This window comes from Halomonas huangheensis (genome assembly GCF_001431725.1).
GTDB classification, from domain to species: domain Bacteria; phylum Pseudomonadota; class Gammaproteobacteria; order Pseudomonadales; family Halomonadaceae; genus Halomonas; species Halomonas huangheensis.
The window spans coordinates 145,884-162,533 of the sequence record NZ_CP013106.1 but is presented as its reverse complement, the minus strand read 5'-3'; the positions used below and the strand labels follow the sequence as shown (position 1 = coordinate 162,533).

Genomic DNA, 16,650 nt, shown 5'->3' with positions numbered 1-16,650 from the left:
GAGACTCCTCGTGTGGCCAACCGTGCCCCCCTTGGCATCAGCAGGCCGGACTGGGGAAGTTTGACTGCTCACGATCAATTTTGTGGAAAACAATTCCATATGTAAACCCGAGAATGTCGACAATCTTAATGAGCTAGACCAAATGATTAGTGACCGAACCATTACGAAACAGTGGTGCCAAATCCTTAGTGCCGCTAGCATGGGCACTCAAGGTGGAGAGCGCGATGACAGATTTCACTCCCCTTGAGGCGATGGAAGGGATGACGCTGGTTCAGCTCGAAGAGCTCAGCGACCGCACTCCGCTGGCCGGCTATCTCGATCACTATCGCCTCAGGGTATTGCTGAAGGACAAGACAACCCTGCACGTCGGAAATATCGAGGTGGAGCCTTATCGGCTGTGGGCGCAGGTATGGAGCCCCCCACAACCACGTGGTACAGCCATCATAGTTCATGGCTACTACGACCACATGGGACTCTATCGGCACCTGCTGGAACTATTGCTCGAGGAGAACCTGCAGGTTGTCATGTGGGATCTGCCCGGACACGGCTTATCCAGCGGTGAGCGTGCCGATATCAAAGACTTTGCCGAGTACGGCCAATGCCTGCGCCAGTTGCAGCAGCGGCTCTGTGATGACGGTCTCGCCAAAGGCCCCTGGCTGGGAGTTGGTCAGAGCACCGGGGCCTCGATTCTGGCCACCGATGCCTTGAGCCACGCCGATGACGGCCACTGGTGCGGATTGGTACTGCTTGCTCCGTTGGTTCGTCCCTGGAACTGGGCTCGTTCGGCCTGGGTTCATAGTATCGTCGGCCCCTTTGTCTCCAGTGTGCCGCGCCGCTTCCGCCCCAATTCCAACGATGCTGACTTCACCACCTTCCTGCGCGAGCGGGATCCACTTCAGCCTCTACGCTTACCGACCGGCTGGGTCACCGCCATGCGCCGCTGGATGCCACAATTGATGGAGCTGCCACCCAGCTTATTGCCTACCCTGATTCTGCAGGGCGATGAAGACCTGACCGTGGATGGTCCCTGGAATCTGGCTGTGCTTGAAGGAAAATTTCCCCGCGCCACTATTCACCGGCACTCCGAAGCACGGCATCATCTGGTCAATGAAATCGAGCCAATACGCCGTGAACTGTTCGAACAGATCCGGCAGTTCATCAACCCGCTACTGGTTACCGCCGCAGTGGACGCGAGGTCACAACCAATATGCTCCCATTCCCGAGCATCGCAACGCTAGATACCAGATCGAGATGGTCAGGCCGCTGGCCGCTGGTGCGTGCCGCAACTTTGCTGATGATATTGGCCATAACGGGCTGTGCTATAGGTCCCGAGCAGCCACAGACTGTACGTCAGGCCCTACTGGCTCTTGGTCAGAGTGCTGCCGAAGAGGTGATCAAATCCCCCCCTCTCGAAGCTACATCACTGCGTGATCAGGTACTGCTGCTTTCGCCGCCTTCCGTCGATGGCAGCTTTACCATTGACCAACCGCAACTGCAGGAAAGCCTGACCCGAGGTCTGCTGGGCACCGAGGACGGCCCCCAGGTGCTCGATTGGCAGCCCGGCGACACCCCCTCCGAGCATTCGGGTCAGTGGCTGATCGATAGCCGCCTGATCGCGGATGGGCCACGCCTGCGATTGTCCGACCGCGAACTATTGCCCTACCGTCTTGAGTTACGCCTGCGCCGCCCTGGCGATGGTGCAGCGCAATGGTCAACGGTGATCAATGGCGCCTTTGACGCCGACGCACTCTAGCTACCCCAGAGCACTCCAGCTACCCCAGAGCACTCCAGCTACCCCAGCACACTCCAGCCCCCGAATACCAACGGCCGGTGCTCACCGGCCCTCTCCCCAGACTGCCATCTCCTGCTGGACGCTCCTCCAGTCGCTACATCGCAGTCACCTTCTTTCACCACGTCCTTCCATCACTACTCATCTCCAGCTCAGTGTCACACGACTCGATAGTGCTCTCGCGTTGCCAGCTCTCGACTGTGCCCTCACCTCACCTCGCCTAAAGTCTAACGCTCAACCACATGACATCAGCCATGAGAAAGCTACACTGGAGCACATCTGAACATTTTTGCGTGACGTGAAAAATTGTTTGAAAAAGGTCATGAAGGCCTCCATCAGGGGCATCAGAGACCACTCACGCCAGGCACCATCAATAACAAGAGGCTTCGCAAGATGACGACAACCGTCAGTGCTTCCCGGTCCCATGCACGACCACGCCGCCGTCTGATCATCACCTGTGGCTTTCTGGCGGTACTGGTCGCCGCCATGGTGTTCGACACCCGAGTCATCAAGATCGGTTCCGAGGCCGACCAGCGCCAGGCTGGTTTCTCGCCTCAGCAGTACGGCGCGGAACAGTTCCCGGCGGTCCAGAGCTATGTGATCGAACATGCCGTGGAAGCCAGCGAACTGGCAGCAGCACTCAATGCTGACAAGACCGCAGCGATCGAGCGTCATGGTGTGGAAGCCGGTATCGGGCCAGTACTGCCGGTCACCTTCAGCGGCACTGTCGGCGAAGGCAAGGCGGGCATCTACGACGTCCGGGTGCCGGGGCTACCCGAGACACTGACCCTGCGTATGCAGACCGGTCCGGCGATCAATGGCACCGATCTGCGTGATGCCACCGGCGAGATCGAGTTTGGTCAGTTCACCAACCAGATCGAATATCAGAATGCCGGGGCGGCACTCAATAACACCATGAAACAGCAGGTATTGGCCGATATCGATACCGCCAACCTGAGCGGCAAGCAGGTCGAGGTTACCGGGGTCTTCAAGCTGATCAACCCGAGCAACTGGCTGGTCACCCCGGTTCGTTTCAGCGTACAGCAACCTTGAGCGTATATACACAGCACTGAGTTCTTATAAACAACGTCGAGCGCTTATATACAGCCCGCCCCTTCAATTGGATGCAGCAGGCCATGAACAACAACACCTCTCTCGATAGCACCGGCCCCGACACTTTCGACCTCGGTGTTCAAGCCGTACATCATACTGTTGGCGATATCGTGCTGTCGGCGCGCAATGTCGCCAAATCATTCGGTAATGTGCATGCCCTCAAGGGCGTCAATTTCGATATCCACTGCGGTCAGGTCACCACACTGTTTGGCGAGAATGGCGCCGGAAAATCGACGCTGATGAAGATCCTGTCGGGGGTCATTCAGCCTTCATCCGGTGAAATTCTGCTCGACGACACAGCAGTCAGTTTCGCCTCGACCTCCGACGCCCAGCGCCAGGGAATATCGATCATCCATCAGGAATTGAGCCTCGCGCCCAATCTCAGTGTGCGCGACAACATCTTCATGGGTCGCGAGATCGCGGGGCCCGGTGGCATCGACTATGCCGAGGAAGAGCGCCAGACCCGTGCCTTGATGGAAGAGCTCGACGAGCCGATCGACCCGCTGACGCCTGTCGAGGAGCTGCGCCTCGGCCAACAGCAGATCGTCGAGATCGCCCGCGCGCTCTCGGCCCGCTCACGCATCCTGATCATGGACGAACCAACCTCAGCACTGAGCGCCTCGGAGGTTGAGGTGCTGTTCAGGGTCATCGCAGACCTCAAGAACCGCGGCGTCGCTATCGTCTACATCTCTCACCATCTCGAAGAGGCGCTGCAGATCACCGACCACGCCGTGGTGCTGCGTGACGGCAGCATGACGGCGGTCGCCGAGCGCAAGGACATCGACCTGCAATGGATCGTCCGGCATATGGTCGGCGAAGGCTTCGATCTCGGCTCACCGCCACAAGGCCATGAGATGGGCGAAGTGGCCCTGTCACTGGACCGGGTGGTAATCCCTGACCCAGCCAATCAAGAGCGCATCGCTGTCGACTCGCTGTCACTGGACATCAAGGCAGGTGAAATCGTCTGTATCTACGGCCTGATGGGCGCTGGCCGCACCGAACTGCTCGAAGCCATTGCCGGCCGTCTGCCCATCAGCTCTGGACGCATCCTGCTCGAGGGCAGAGAGATCGTCGGCACCACCATCGCTCAACGCATCGAGCAAGGCCTGGTACTGGTGCCCGAGGATCGTCAGCGCGACGGTCTGGTGCAGACGATGTCAGTAGGCCAGAACCTGTCATTGGCCAGCATCGGCACCTTCACCCGCGGGCTGTTCACTTCTCGGCAGCGCGAACAACAGGTGATTGATCACTCCATCGGCAACGTACACATCAAGACCGACGGCGGTCACGCCGGCATCGACTCGCTGTCCGGGGGCAATCAACAGAAGGTGGTGATCGGCAAGATGCTGGCCACTCAACCCCGGGCCGTACTACTCGACGAACCCAGCCGTGGCATCGATATCGGCGCCAAGGCCGAAGTCTTCAAACTGCTCGCGGAGGGTGCCAGCAAGGGGCTCGCCGTACTCTACACCACCTCCGAGGTCGGGGAGTGCCTGAGCATCGCGCATCGCGTGATTGTCATGAGCCGCGGACGCATCAGCGCCGAATTCGACAGCAACGTCACCAAGGAGCAGATCATGGCCGCCTCCGGAGAGTCTGCCGCTGCCTGAGGAACCGTGACGTATCTGTGAGCCAGTCTCTCTTTCGGGAGCAACCATTTCGGGAGCAACAATAATGTCTACCCCAACACCTGACACATCCTCCCGGCGCGGATTCGATATCGCCCGGTTACTGCTCGAAGGACGCGCGTTCTTCGCGCTGATTGCGATCATCGTGATCTTCTCGCTGCTGTCACCGGTCTACTTCTCGACCAGCAACTTCCTGACCATGTCATCGCACGTGGCGATCTTCGGCCTGCTGTCGATCGGTATGCTGCTGGTGATTCTCACCGGCGGCATCGATCTGTCGGTGGGCTCGACCCTTGGACTCACCGGGGTCTTCGCTGGCCTATTGATGCAAGGCGTGCCGATTGATTCCGCCGGTGTCATCGTCTATCCGCCGGTGTGGGTGGTGGTGATCCTGACCTGCGCCCTGGGGGCGCTGGTCGGCCTGATCAATGGCGTGCTGATTGCGTACTTCAAGGTCCCGGCCTTTGTGGCCACCCTTGGTCTGCTGTACGTCGCCCGCGGTGCCGCATTGCTGCTGACCGACGGCCTGACCTTCAATAACCTCAGCGGCAGTGCGGAACTGGGCAATACCGGCTTCGACTGGCTCGGCTTCAACCGCCTGCTCGGCATCCCGGTCGGAGTCCTGATTCTCGCCGCGGTGGGCATTCTATGCATGCTGCTGCTCAACCGGACTCCGTTCGGCCGCTGGATCTACTCTACCGGCGGCAACGCACGTGCGGCGGAGCTGTCTGGCGTCCCGGTGAAACGCGTGCAGGTCACCGTCTACGTCCTCTCGGGTGTGTGTGCGGCAATTGCCGGACTGGTGCTGTCCTCACAGCTCACTTCGGCGGGCCCCACCGCCGGCACCACCTACGAATTAACTGCAATCGCCGGGGTCGTTATCGGCGGGGCAGCGTTGGCCGGTGGACGCGGCAACGTGCGCGGCACGCTGCTGGGCGCGTTCGTGATCGGCTTTCTTTCCGACGGTCTGGTGATCATCGGCGTCTCCGCCTATTGGCAGACCGTGTTCACCGGCACCGTGATCGTGCTCGCCGTGATGCTCAACAGCATTCAATACCGGGCTCGCAAGCGAGCTTCGTCGGACTCCACTCCGACTACACAACACATGCCTCCAGAGCGCATGTCTCCAGGACAGGGTGAGTCAAACAAGGACAGCTCTGCACTGGGCACCACCACCGCCAAAACGGTCTGACAAGCATGAATTACAACATGCATAGACACAGCCCTACATCGACAACCATCCCTATAACAACGAGGTGACTCATGATGTTCCACAAGGGAAAACGCCTGCTTATCGCCGCACTCGCCCTCAGTTTTCCGCTGCTGGCCGGCAGCGCCGCTGCACAGGACAAGGGCCTGATCTCGATCATCGTCAACGATACCTCCAACCCTTACTGGTTCACCGAGGGCAAGGTGGCACGCGAAACCGCCGAGGAACTGGGCTACGAAGCCAATGTCACCTCGCACAATGGTGACACCAATACCGAGAGCAACCAGATCGATACCGCAATCACCAACCAGGCCGAAGCGATCATCCTCGATCCGGCCAACGCCGACGGCTCCATCGGCGCGGTACGCAAGGCAGTGGACGCCGGCATCCCGGTGTTCATCATCAATGCCGAAATCAACCAGCAGGGACTCGCCGAAGCGCAACTGGTCTCCAATAATGCTCAAGGCGCAGCACTGGGTGCACAGCAATGGGCACAGTACTTCGACGGTGACGTCAAATACGTCGAGCTGTTCGGTGCACCTTCCGACAACAACGCGGCCACTCGTTCCAATGGTTATGAGACCGTGCTCAGCCAATACCCCAACCTGACCCGCGTTGCATCCGAGGTCGCCAACTGGGATCGCACCCAGGGCTACAACAAGATGCAGAGCATGCTGCAGGCCAACCCGGATATCTCGGGCGTCATCAGCGGTAATGATGAAATGGCACTCGGCGCGATTGCCGCACTCAAGGAAGCGGGACGCCTCGACGATGTAGTGGTCGGCGGTTTCGATGGCTCGCCGGACGCGGTGGATGCGGTCAAGGCCGGTGAAATGGCCTATACCGTGCTGCAGCCGGTGGCGATCTTCTCACGACGTGCCGTGGAACTGGCCGACCAGCACATCCAGAGCGGTGAGACCGGCCTCGACAGTGAGAAGCAGCTGTTCGACTGCATGCTGATCACCGAGGACAACGTCGATCAGTACACCTCTCCGTTTGTATTGGAGCAGTAAGCGAAGGTTGCAGGTACGCAGCCCCATCACGGGGCTGCGTCGTTGCATCTACTCGTAGGACATTTCCTCGAGCTCCTTGCCCCGCGTCTCGTTGACACAACGCAGCACGAAGAATGCCGACAGGACGGCGCAGATGGCATAGAAACCGTAGGCTCCCGCCAGACCGATGGACGCCAGCATGATCGGGAAGGTCATGGTAATGGCGAAGTTGGCCAGCCACTGGAACAGCCCTGCGATGGCCAGCCCCGAGCCACGCATCTGGTTGGGGAACATCTCGCCGAGCATGACCCACATTACTGGCCCCCAGGAGACATTGAAGCAGAGCACATAGGCATTGGCGGCCAGCAGCGCGAATCCCCCCATATCATCGCTGAGACGCAGACTACCATCGACCAGTGTTGCCGTTGAGAAGGCATACACCAGACACGCCAGAGTGACGGCCATGCCCACCGAGCCGGCCCACAGTAGGGGTTTGCGTCCAATTCTGTCGATCAGCGCGATGGCCAGTAGACAAGCACCAATACTCACCGCGCCGGAAATTACATTGATCAGCAGCGCATCACCTTCCGAGAAGCCGACCGACTGCCACAGCACCGCCCCGTAATAGAACACCACATTGATGCCCACCAACTGCTGGAACACCGCCAGACCGATACCCACCCAGACAATGCTGTGCACCTTGCCGGTGGCCGCGTTGACTACATCGCTGAGCCGCGGCTTGTGGTCGCGTGTCAGAGTGCCATTGATTTCCGCAAGCTTGCCCTCGACCTCGTTCTCCGGCATTACCAGCCCCAGCACACGCCGGGCTTGTTCCTCACGGCCACTGCTGATCAGATAACGCGGGCTCTCGGGAATGAACAGCAGCGCCAGCAGAAATATCGCCGCCGGCAGCAGCTCCATCCAGAACATCCAACGCCAGGTGGCGAATCCGAACCACAGCTCGGCAACCGTCGAGCTGGAGACATAGGCCAACAGATAGTTGCTCAGGAATGCCATGAACAACCCACCGATGATCGCCACCTGCTGAATGGTCGCCAGGCGTCCGCGATACGCAGAGGGGGCGACTTCACTGATATAGGCCGGCGTCATTACACTGGCGGCGCCTACCGCCATGCCCCCAAGCACGCGATAGATGACGAATTCCAGCGAACCTCCGGCGACTCCCGAGCCCCAGGCACTGACCAGGAAGAATATCGCCGCCACGATCAGTAGCGTGCGCCGGCCAAAGCGGTCAGCCAAACGACCAGCAAAGAAGGCGCCAACGGCGCAGCCCAACAACATGGAAGCGACGTTGAAGCCCGTGCCCACACTATCGGAGCCGAATGAAGCCTGCAGTCCATCCACCGTGCCGTTGATTACCCCACTGTCAAAACCGAACAGGAAGCCTCCAATGGCGGCGATACAGCAGATGACAAGGATATAGGTGGAGCGGCCGAGCGGATTGCGATCGATCATGTCCAGGCTCCTGAAACAGGGTTTTCGCAGTTGGCCACCAACGTCTCTTCCTTCGCTGACGAAGCAGCCTGCTCCTTACCTGACACCGCTCTACCAACCTGACGAGAGACCTCCGAGCGAGTGTGGACAAGCTCTCGGCAACAGTGAGTCCTTGCCGGACTATTGGATACGATCATGACGTCCTCTCTTGTTGTGTTATTGGAGTAATGAGCTGAAACATGTAGACGAGACGCGCTCAGCCCCAGCCGCCGTCGACGGCGAGCTCCTGTCCGGAAATCGCCTGGCTGTCGGCACTGGCAAGAAACAGCGCGACTGGCGCCACGTGATGCGCTTCCAGCCGCAATTTCAGGCACTGATGCTGCTGGATCGATGCCTCATCCTCGGGACTGATCCACTTCTCGAGCTGTCGCTCGGTCATCACCGACCCCGGCACCAGAGTATTGACGCGGATATTGTGCGTCCCCAGATCCCGCGCCAGGCTGCGCGTCAGACCATGCACTGCGGCCTTGGCCGTGACATAGGCAGACAGGTCGCCGATCGCCATCCGCACACTGACCGAGCCGAAGTTGATGATCGAGCCACCACCGGCCTCGATCATCTGGTGGGCAGCCGCCTGTGCCGCGAAGAACATCGGCCTCAGATTGAGCGACATGCGCTCATCCCAATAGTCGACATCAATATCTCGCCAACTGTGACGATCATCGTTGGCCGCGTTGTTGACCAGTGTCTGTATCGGTCCCAGCGACTTCCCCACTTCGGCGATTACTGCCTGTAGAGCCGCCACGTCGCGAATGTCGCAGTGGAAGTAATGTGGCGCTCTCCCGCTTTCGGCGCTCAATTCGTCGACCAGTGCCTGGCTGGCGGCATCGTCAATATCGACAAAAGCCACCCGGGCCCCCTGGCGATGAAAGGCTCGAGTCAGTCCCGCACCGATCCCGCTGCCACCACCGGTGATGAAGATCACTCGATGCTCCAGACTGGGGTAACGCACCACGTCGTTGATCATTCTTTACTCACTTAGTTTTTTCTATTTACTAACCAAGAAGACTGGTCTTCCGAACGACAGCTCTCAATGAGACATTGGTATACGTACAGCAACGCCCGGCGGAACCCGGTATGATCGACTCCAGACACATGACCCGGTGCCAGGCACACGTTCTGTCAGACCACCAGGCTATTTGTTCATCTTGATTACCAACATCCTGCTGTACGAAGACCCGGCGTTAGCGCCGACTGGAAACACACCGGCCGACAACAGAAGGGCGACACATCATCCATGTCCACCAGTCATCAGCCGCACCGATCAGGCGACCTGCACTTCCTGAAACGCCTCAACCGCAGCACCATCCTCGAGCTGATTCGTCGTACCCCCGGTTTGACGCGCGCGGATATTGCCACCCAGGCCCAGTTGACCAAGGCGACGGTCGGCGCAGGAGTGCATTCACTACTGAAGAAGGGCTGGTTATGCGAGGGTGAGTTACAGAAGAGCAGTGGTGGGCGTCCGGGCCGCGCACTGCACCTCAATGAGCAGCGCTTTGCCATGCTTGGTGCCGAGGTCGGCGTCCACGGCCTGCGCCTGGTCGCCTGCACACCTTCCGGGCAGGTGCTCATATCCCATCATGAGCGACTGCCACCCAGCTCTCCCGAGGTCACCGCGGAGCTGTTGGCAATACACCTGCAGTCATTGATGCAGTCACCGGTCCTCAGCGCATACCGACTGCTGGGAATCGGTATCGCCCTGCCCGGTCCGGTGGCACCTGAAGATGCCACACTGCTCATGGCCCCGAACCTGGGCTGGCGGGAGGTACGGTTCCTCGACCTGCTTCGTGATTACCTACCCGGCCAGCAAGGCATATGGGTGATGGAAAATGAAGCCAAGTCGGCCGCCTTCGGTGAGCTCTACTTCCGCACCGGCAGCATCCCCGCATCGCTGGTATATATCAGTGCCGGCACTGGTATCGGCAGTGGCATGGTCGAAGGCAACCACCTGCCACTGCTCTCACGAGGACTCCACGGGCTCGCCGGCGAGATCGGCCACACCATTCTGCAGCCCGCTGGCCTTTACTGTCACTGCGGTAACCGCGGCTGTGCCGAAACCCTGGTCAGTGGCTGGTCGATTCGCGCCGCTCTCGGTATTTCCGAGGAAGAAGACTTGATCGACGCAGTGCAGCCTCGACTGCATGAACCAGAGGTTCAACACGTCCTGCGTCGTGCTGGTGAGGCTCTGGGCATCTTGATGCTCAATCTGCACCATACCCAGAACCCCTCCGAAATCGTGCTCGGCGGTTCACTGGTGCGCCTCGGCACCCCGTTTCTCGAGCCCGCTCTGGCTTACTTCAAAGCCAACCAGACCCGCCTTCTCGACGGTTCCCGGCACGTGCCCCTGCGCGTCATTGACGATGCCACCTTCATTGCCGCGCGCGGCGCCGCCGCTCAAGTGCTCGCCCGCGTCATCCACGGCGCCAATGACCTACTGTAAGCAAGGCCGCTGCTTGCGCCGTTATGGCATCGTAAGTAAGGACTCTAAACATAAATGGCGATGGCAGACTCGGCGATTCACGCTACCATGGCTGGCGGACCACCCTGTCCTGCTGAAGCGATCTTCACCTGGCGCACTACAGGGCACCCGTTGGAGCGCCGGAAGCCACTGACGGGCAGCACCCTGCCTGTGTTGGCCAACCAAGGAGTCTGGTTGCAGCATGCCATCATCAGCGATTTCCCCCGAACAGGCCCGCGCCATCTGGCTGCGCGCGCAACGCCTCGACCGTCGTGCGCCGTTCGGCAACGGCCCCTCCGCGACACTCGCCGCAATCGAACAGCTCGGCTATGTGCAGATCGATACCATTTATGTCATCGAGCGTAGCCATCATCACATCTTGTATACCCGCATTCCCGAGTACCGTCGCAATGATCTGGAACACGCTCAGTCCACCGACAAAAGCGTTTTCGAATACTGGACCCATGCGCTGTCATACGTGCCCACTGCCGATTATCGCTACTTCATGCCGGCGATGACGCAGCACCGCAAACAGCCCTCACGGCACTTCGCGACGGTCAAGCGCGATGAATATTCGGCGCTGCTCAAGCGCATTCGCCACAATGGCGCACTGTCGATTCGTGATATTGATGAGCCAAAGGTGGAGAAGGACCACTTGTGGGGTAGCACCAAGCCTTCCCGGAAGCTGCTCAAGTACGGTTTCTACTCAGGAGACCTGGCGATCAGCGAGCGTCAGGGAATGCTCAAGAGTTACGAACTGACAAAGCGCCACTTCGAATGGCAACAGCTGCCTCGACCGGCAACCGAACGACAGTTGGCCCACTATTACCTATCTCGGGCGCTGCGCGCTCAGGGAGTCGTGAGCCTGGACTCGATCTGTTATGGCCATGCCGCGATGAAACCGCTGGTCGCCAGGCTGATCGATACCGAAGTGCGCCAGAAGCGGCTTCGCCCGGTGCATATCGACTCACATACCAGCTCCCATACCAAATTCCAGCACTGGGCCGAGCCGGAGACTCTGGACCAACCCACGCAGCTCGACGGCGCTCCTCTGGTGCATATCCTGTCGCCCTTCGATCCGCTGGTCATCCAGCGCAAGCGACTGAAACTGTTCTTCGACTACGAGCACCGTTTTGAAGCCTATGTACCTCCCGTCAACCGGGTATTTGGCTACTTCGCCCTGCCGGTACTGATCGGCGACCAGATCGCGGCCGTGCTCGACCTCAAGACCGATCGGCAGCAGCAGAAGATACTGGTGCAGAAATGGACATGGATAGCACCGCAGAGCGCTGAGCTACGTGCTGCCATCGAAGCGGAACTGGAACGTTTCGAGCGCTTCCAACTGGCCTGAAGGGAAGACCGTCATTCGAGACACCCCGTGACCTTGCACTCGAGCAACGCTGGTGTTGCGGTTCGCCTGTCGAATGCAGAACAACCGCATTGATCCCGCCCTCGGCGCAGTATCAAATACAACAGCTCCCGCAACGAGAACAAGGAAAGATCATCCATGGCATCCGCCAGCCCCATCGCATCGACACCATTCCGCGATCCTTTCATCCGCCGTTACACGCTCCCGGTCATGGGGATGTTCATCGCCATTTATCTAGCAACGCAGGCCTTTGGCTACCACATCAATTCAGTGGTGCTGTCCATTGTGCTGATGGTGACACTGTGTCTGCTGAAAGTCCCTGTCGCTATCGCCCTCATCGCCTCAGCCCTACTGGGAGCCCTGCACAGCGGGCTCCCCATGAACGATGCCATCTCTGCCTTGAACGACAATCTGCTGATCGGTGCCCAGGTGGGCATCACCTACGTGATGATAGGTGCCTTCGCCGTGGCAATCGCTCGCAGCGGCCTGATAGACCTACTCGCCCACCGGATAGCTTCTCGTCTCGACCTCAGTGAGGGCGCCACCAACAAGGGCATCAAGTGGCTGCTGTTCCTGACACTGATCACTGCCTCTGTGATGTCGCAGAATCTGGTGCCGGTGCATATTGCCTTCATCCCCATTCTTGTCCCGCCGCTGCTGGGTGTGATGAATCGCCTCAGAATCGATCGACGCGCGGTGGCCTGTATTCTCGCCTGCTCAATCAGCGCCAGTTATCTTCTGTTGCCAACCGGCTTCGGCGCCATCTACCTGAATGAGATTCTGCTCGCCAATGTCAACGCCGTCGGTCAAGCCCACGCTCTGACAGTGACTGCAGGGATGGTGCCAAAAGCCATGTTGTTGCCGGTGCTGGGCATCCTTGTGGGTATGTTGGTTGCTGTCTTCATCAGCTACCGTAAGCCCCGCGACTATCAGACCGTGGCGCTGACAGACCTGCACGTGGATCAGCCACCACACCAGCTCAAGTTCGGCCAGCTGCTGACGACACTGGCCGCACTGGCTGTGGCCCTGGCCTGTCAGCTTGCGTTCGACTCATTGCTGGTGGGAGCGATGGTGGGCTTCATGATTCTCGCCTGTAGTGGCGTCTTTCGCTGGAGCGAGCAGGATGACGTATTCACCGAGGGGGTGCGTATGATGGCGCAGATCGCGGTGATCATTACCATCGCTTCGGGATTCTCAGGTGTACTCAATGCCACCGACGAGATTGCTCCGCTGGTCTCCGCCACCGCCGATCTTATCGGTGACAACATGGCGCTCGGCGCCGCCCTGATGTTGATCATAGGGCTGTTCATCACCATCGGCTTCGGTGACTCCTTTGCCAGCGTGCCTATCCTGGCACCGATCTATGTACCTCTTGCGCTCAGCCTCGGTTTTTCGCCGATGGCCACCATCGCGCTATTGGGCGCCGCGGCCGCGCTTGGCGATGCGGGATCGCCGGCATCCACGATTACCCTCGGCGCCACCGCTGGGCTCAACGCTGATGATCAACACGATCACATTCGAGACAGCGTGATTCCCACGTTCTCCCATGCCAACTTCGGTATGTTGCTGTTCGCATGGGCAGCGGCGATGCTGCTGTAATGCCAGGCGGGCTGGTGGCCTTGCGTGCACCAGCCCTCGCCTCCCCCCAGCACTACCGCCCCTTGAACAACCTATCCAGCTGTCGATAGCCAATCGCCTCGATCAGTTGTTCACGGCCGGGGCGCTCCAGGCCATCCTCGTCTCGGCATATCGTTTCCTATGCTGTCGGCGTTGCAATGCCTGATTAACGGAACGGCCGCGTACGACGAAAGTTCTGAGCAATTCCGGGATTCATTCATAGCGCTGGACACGACTCGTTCACAAGGTTCACACACTTGACAGCTCCCTCACGGGAGAGTATTTCTTGTACAGGAAGAATTATTCAATATGCTGAACTTTCGCACTACCTCTGAGAAGGGTGGCCGCGGAAATAAAGGAAGGAGTAGGCATGTCGGTAAGACAGGTAGAAAACATGCTCCGGTTCTTCGAGTTCTTCTCGGCAGAGCAGACCCCGGCAACACTGACCCAGCTGTCGTCCGCATTATCGCTGCCGATGTCGAGTACCAGTAATCTGGTCAGTACGCTACGCGAGCACGGGTACTTGTATGAGATCCGGCGACGCGGTGGATTCTACCCGACACGCCGCATGTTCGATGTCAGCCAGCGCATCATGGATGGTGATCCGGTTCTGAACATGGTCCGCGACCATATGGCCGACCTTCGATCCGAAACTGGCGAGACCGTGCTGTTAGCCAGGCGTGACGGTAATGAGGTCATTTATCTCGATACGCAGGTATCCACGAAAGGGGTCCGCTACTCAGCACAAGCCGGTGAGCGTCGGCCGGTTTACGCCATTTCCTCGGGAAAGGCGATCCTATCCGCCCTGTCGGATAACGATTTAAAAGCCGAGCTGGAGGCAATGGACTATTCCAAGGCCGCCAGTAACTCCATCACCGATCCCGACGAGCTGTTTCGCACAATTACGGAAAGTCGCCGACGCGGCTGGTTCCTGAACGCCACTGAGTTCACACCCGAGGTGTCCGGCGTCGGTATGTTGTTAGAGGTAGCTGGACAGAAGATCGGACTGTCGGTGGCTGGGCCAAACTATCGCATGGAAGGCCGGCACGAGGAGATCGCCGCCGCACTCGGCCGGACGATTGATGCAATACGAGCTCAGGTCGACGAACGCGGAGGTTCAAGATGATCCGTGCGTTCATGCAGAAAATTGATGCGGCTTTTACAGCGGTGGCCGTCGTGGCGATCGCGTCGCTGATGCTGCTGGTGGTGGCCGATGTCTCCCTGCGCTATGGGCTCGGCGAACCGCTCTTCTTTGCGCACGATGTCGTGGCTCTCTATCTGACCCCCGCGTTGTTCTTCTTTGGTGTTGGTCCTACCTATTGGCGCGACGAGCACCTGGCGGTCGACCTTCTTGTTCTGAAATTACCTATCCGATCACGTGCCCTGACTGATCTCGTAGGCGCAATGATCGGTGTGTTCATTTTCGTGCTACTGGTCTGGGTTTCCTGGGACCGCGCGTGGGCAAGTTTCAGCAACGACGAACGGATTGCCAGCATCGTACCTTGGCCCGCGTGGCTCAGCTATATGCTGGTGCCGATCGGCTCGCTAGCCATGGTGTTGGTTTGTATCGCCCGCCTCATGCTTGCCATCCAAGCAGCTATCACGGGGCGACATCCATCCAAGCCCGAACACTCCAAAGATGGGGAAGACACCGCATGATATCCCTGGTCGTTGTTCTTGGTCTTCTGGTCTTGCTGATCATTGGTGTTCCCGTCGGACTGGCGCTGGCCTTCACGGGCATGATTGGCTTGGTTGGCATGGTCGGCTTCAGCAGTGCCTTGTCGGTACTGGCGACCACGCCGCTTTCGACCACCAACAGCTACGAATTGATTGCTGTTCCCCTATTCATCCTGATGGCAGAGTTTGTCATCGTCAGTGGCATCGCCGATCGCATGTTCAAGGCGATTACCATATGGGTCGGCAGGCTGCCCGGCGGTCTCGCGGTTGCAACGGCGCTGGCGGGCGCCGGCTTCGGGGCAATTTCCGGCTCCTCGACCGCGTCCGCAGCGGCTCTTTCCTCCACTTCGATCCCGGCTATGCGCCAGGCCGGCTACGAGGCCAAGTTCTCCTCGGGCGTTGTAGCGGTATCAGGCACTCTTGCGATGCTGATACCGCCTTCGATTGCCTTGGTGCTGTATGGAATCATCATGGAGGTGAATATCGCCTCGCTGCTGATCGGTGGTGTCATCCCAGGCATCCTCGTAACAATAGGCATCATCGCGACGATCTACGTACTGATGGCGCGAGACCCTTCCATTGCTCCGACGGCGAAGCCTTGGGCAATACGCGACAAACTCTATGCTCTGCGGGAAATTGGCCCGATGCTGGTACTGCTGGCATGCGTTACTGGATCGATCTACCTGGGTATCGCCACGCCCACCGAAGCAGCAGGCCTGGGAGCCTTCGGCGCCTTCGTGATAGCTGCGGTCTTCCGGAAGCTTACCTGGGCAAGCACCTGGGGTGCCTTCTCTCGCTCGGTCCGGGCTACCTGCATGATTTTCCTGATCATCATCGGGGCCCACATATTCGGGTACGTCCTGACATTGGGCCAGATAACGCCACAGTTCGTCGACTGGATCACCACACTGGAAGTCTCGCCCTACGTGGTGATGACTGGAATCATTCTGTTTTACCTGGTGCTGGGCTGCTTCATGGACCAGCTTGCCATCTTGATACTCACCGTGCCGGTCATGGCCCCCGCGATCGTCAGTTTGGGGTTTGATCCGGTGTGGTTCGGTGTGCTCGTCGTAGTCTCGGCGGAAGTGGGGATGATAACGCCGCCGTTAGGGATGAACATCTTCGTGGTAGCGCGTTACGCGGAACGGCCACTTTCCGAAATCTTTCGTGGCGTCGCACCCCATGTACTCACCCATATCATCATCATCGCGCTTCTGGTGGCCTTCCCACAACTGGTGCTTTGGCTGCCCGGAACCATCAATAACTGAGGGGGGGGATACAC

General features: G+C 59.1%; 14 protein-coding genes. 12 read left to right on the top strand and 2 right to left on the bottom strand.

Annotation, left to right across the window (positions count from 1 at the left end):
* The first annotated feature begins 224 nt into the window (after nt 1-224).
* The 6 genes from AR456_RS00760 to AR456_RS00735 all read left to right on the top strand — a co-directional run bounded on the left by AR456_RS00760 (nt 225) and on the right by AR456_RS00735 (nt 6,753).
* Nucleotides 225-1,238: an alpha/beta hydrolase gene (locus AR456_RS00760; protein ID WP_021819190.1), complete on the top strand. Its 1,014-nt coding sequence runs from the start codon at nt 225-227 to the stop codon at nt 1,236-1,238.
* Nucleotides 1,239-1,294: 56 nt separating this feature from the next.
* Nucleotides 1,295-1,753 carry a hypothetical protein gene (locus AR456_RS00755; protein WP_021819191.1) on the top strand — a complete coding sequence of 153 codons (459 nt, stop codon included), beginning with the start codon at nt 1,295-1,297 and terminating at the stop codon, nt 1,751-1,753.
* A 429-nt stretch (nt 1,754-2,182) separates the two neighbouring features.
* Complete coding sequence (locus AR456_RS00750) at nt 2,183-2,842, top strand: DUF2291 family protein (protein WP_021819192.1); 660 nt, start codon at nt 2,183-2,185, stop codon at nt 2,840-2,842.
* A gap of 83 nt (nt 2,843-2,925) precedes the next feature.
* Nucleotides 2,926-4,512 carry a sugar ABC transporter ATP-binding protein gene (locus tag AR456_RS00745; RefSeq protein ID WP_021819193.1) on the top strand — a complete coding sequence of 529 codons (1,587 nt, stop codon included), beginning with the start codon at nt 2,926-2,928 and terminating at the stop codon, nt 4,510-4,512.
* A 64-nt stretch (nt 4,513-4,576) separates the two neighbouring features.
* Nucleotides 4,577-5,722: an ABC transporter permease gene (locus AR456_RS00740; protein ID WP_021819194.1), complete on the top strand. Its 1,146-nt coding sequence runs from the start codon at nt 4,577-4,579 to the stop codon at nt 5,720-5,722.
* 71 nt (nt 5,723-5,793) lie between these two features.
* Nucleotides 5,794-6,753: a D-ribose ABC transporter substrate-binding protein gene (locus tag AR456_RS00735; protein ID WP_021819195.1), complete on the top strand. Its 960-nt coding sequence runs from the start codon at nt 5,794-5,796 to the stop codon at nt 6,751-6,753.
* A 48-nt stretch (nt 6,754-6,801) separates the two neighbouring features.
* Here AR456_RS00735 and AR456_RS00730 read toward each other — a convergent pair whose 3' ends face one another.
* Both AR456_RS00730 and AR456_RS00725 read right to left on the bottom strand, forming a co-directional pair.
* The gene (locus AR456_RS00730) at nt 6,802-8,208 is read right to left on the bottom strand and encodes a sugar porter family MFS transporter (protein ID WP_021819196.1); all 1,407 of its coding nucleotides are present in this window, start codon (nt 8,206-8,208) and stop codon (nt 6,802-6,804) included.
* A 235-nt stretch (nt 8,209-8,443) separates the two neighbouring features.
* Complete coding sequence (locus AR456_RS00725) at nt 8,444-9,214, bottom strand: SDR family NAD(P)-dependent oxidoreductase (protein WP_021819197.1); 771 nt, start codon at nt 9,212-9,214, stop codon at nt 8,444-8,446.
* 270 nt (nt 9,215-9,484) lie between these two features.
* On the opposite strand from AR456_RS00725, the gene AR456_RS00720 reads away from it, so the two are divergent.
* The 6 genes from AR456_RS00720 to AR456_RS00695 all read left to right on the top strand — a co-directional run bounded on the left by AR456_RS00720 (nt 9,485) and on the right by AR456_RS00695 (nt 16,636).
* Entirely contained in the window at nt 9,485-10,687 is a 1,203-nt protein-coding gene (locus AR456_RS00720) for an ROK family protein (RefSeq protein ID WP_021819198.1), read from the top strand.
* 220 nt (nt 10,688-10,907) lie between these two features.
* Entirely contained in the window at nt 10,908-12,056 is a 1,149-nt protein-coding gene (locus tag AR456_RS00715) for a winged helix-turn-helix domain-containing protein (protein ID WP_021819199.1), read from the top strand.
* Nucleotides 12,057-12,335: 279 nt separating this feature from the next.
* Entirely contained in the window at nt 12,336-13,673 is a 1,338-nt protein-coding gene (locus AR456_RS00710; protein WP_031207952.1) for a Na+/H+ antiporter family protein, read from the top strand.
* Between the two features lie 388 nt (nt 13,674-14,061).
* Nucleotides 14,062-14,817: an IclR family transcriptional regulator gene (locus AR456_RS00705; RefSeq protein ID WP_021821098.1), complete on the top strand. Its 756-nt coding sequence runs from the start codon at nt 14,062-14,064 to the stop codon at nt 14,815-14,817.
* A complete protein-coding gene (locus AR456_RS00700; RefSeq protein WP_021821099.1) occupies nt 14,814-15,350 on the top strand; it encodes a TRAP transporter small permease subunit in 537 nt (178 codons plus the stop codon). The genes AR456_RS00705 and AR456_RS00700 overlap by 4 nt, the downstream gene beginning before the upstream one ends.
* The gene (locus AR456_RS00695; RefSeq protein WP_021821100.1) at nt 15,347-16,636 is read left to right on the top strand and encodes a TRAP transporter large permease; all 1,290 of its coding nucleotides are present in this window, start codon (nt 15,347-15,349) and stop codon (nt 16,634-16,636) included. The genes AR456_RS00700 and AR456_RS00695 overlap by 4 nt, the downstream gene beginning before the upstream one ends.
* Nucleotides 16,637-16,650 lie beyond the last annotated feature (14 nt).

Excerpts from the sequence above, each read along its gene's own strand:
- AR456_RS00750 (WP_021819192.1), top strand. The coding sequence starts at position 2,183 with ATGACGACAACCGTCAGTGCTTCCCGGTCCCATGCACGACCACGCCGC.
- AR456_RS00740 (WP_021819194.1), top strand. The coding sequence starts at position 4,577 with ATGTCTACCCCAACACCTGACACATCCTCCCGGCGCGGATTCGATATC.
- AR456_RS00725 (WP_021819197.1), bottom strand. The coding sequence starts at position 9,214 with ATGATCAACGACGTGGTGCGTTACCCCAGTCTGGAGCATCGAGTGATC.
- AR456_RS00720 (WP_021819198.1), top strand. The coding sequence starts at position 9,485 with ATGTCCACCAGTCATCAGCCGCACCGATCAGGCGACCTGCACTTCCTG.
- AR456_RS00700 (WP_021821099.1), top strand. The coding sequence starts at position 14,814 with ATGATCCGTGCGTTCATGCAGAAAATTGATGCGGCTTTTACAGCGGTG.
- AR456_RS00735 (WP_021819195.1), top strand. The coding sequence starts at position 5,794 with ATGATGTTCCACAAGGGAAAACGCCTGCTTATCGCCGCACTCGCCCTC.
- AR456_RS00755 (WP_021819191.1), top strand. The coding sequence starts at position 1,295 with ATGATATTGGCCATAACGGGCTGTGCTATAGGTCCCGAGCAGCCACAG.
- AR456_RS00695 (WP_021821100.1), top strand. The coding sequence starts at position 15,347 with ATGATATCCCTGGTCGTTGTTCTTGGTCTTCTGGTCTTGCTGATCATT.
- AR456_RS00730 (WP_021819196.1), bottom strand. The coding sequence starts at position 8,208 with ATGATCGATCGCAATCCGCTCGGCCGCTCCACCTATATCCTTGTCATC.
- AR456_RS00760 (WP_021819190.1), top strand. The coding sequence starts at position 225 with ATGACAGATTTCACTCCCCTTGAGGCGATGGAAGGGATGACGCTGGTT.
- AR456_RS00745 (WP_021819193.1), top strand. The coding sequence starts at position 2,926 with ATGAACAACAACACCTCTCTCGATAGCACCGGCCCCGACACTTTCGAC.
- AR456_RS00705 (WP_021821098.1), top strand. The coding sequence starts at position 14,062 with ATGTCGGTAAGACAGGTAGAAAACATGCTCCGGTTCTTCGAGTTCTTC.
- AR456_RS00715 (WP_021819199.1), top strand. The coding sequence starts at position 10,908 with ATGCCATCATCAGCGATTTCCCCCGAACAGGCCCGCGCCATCTGGCTG.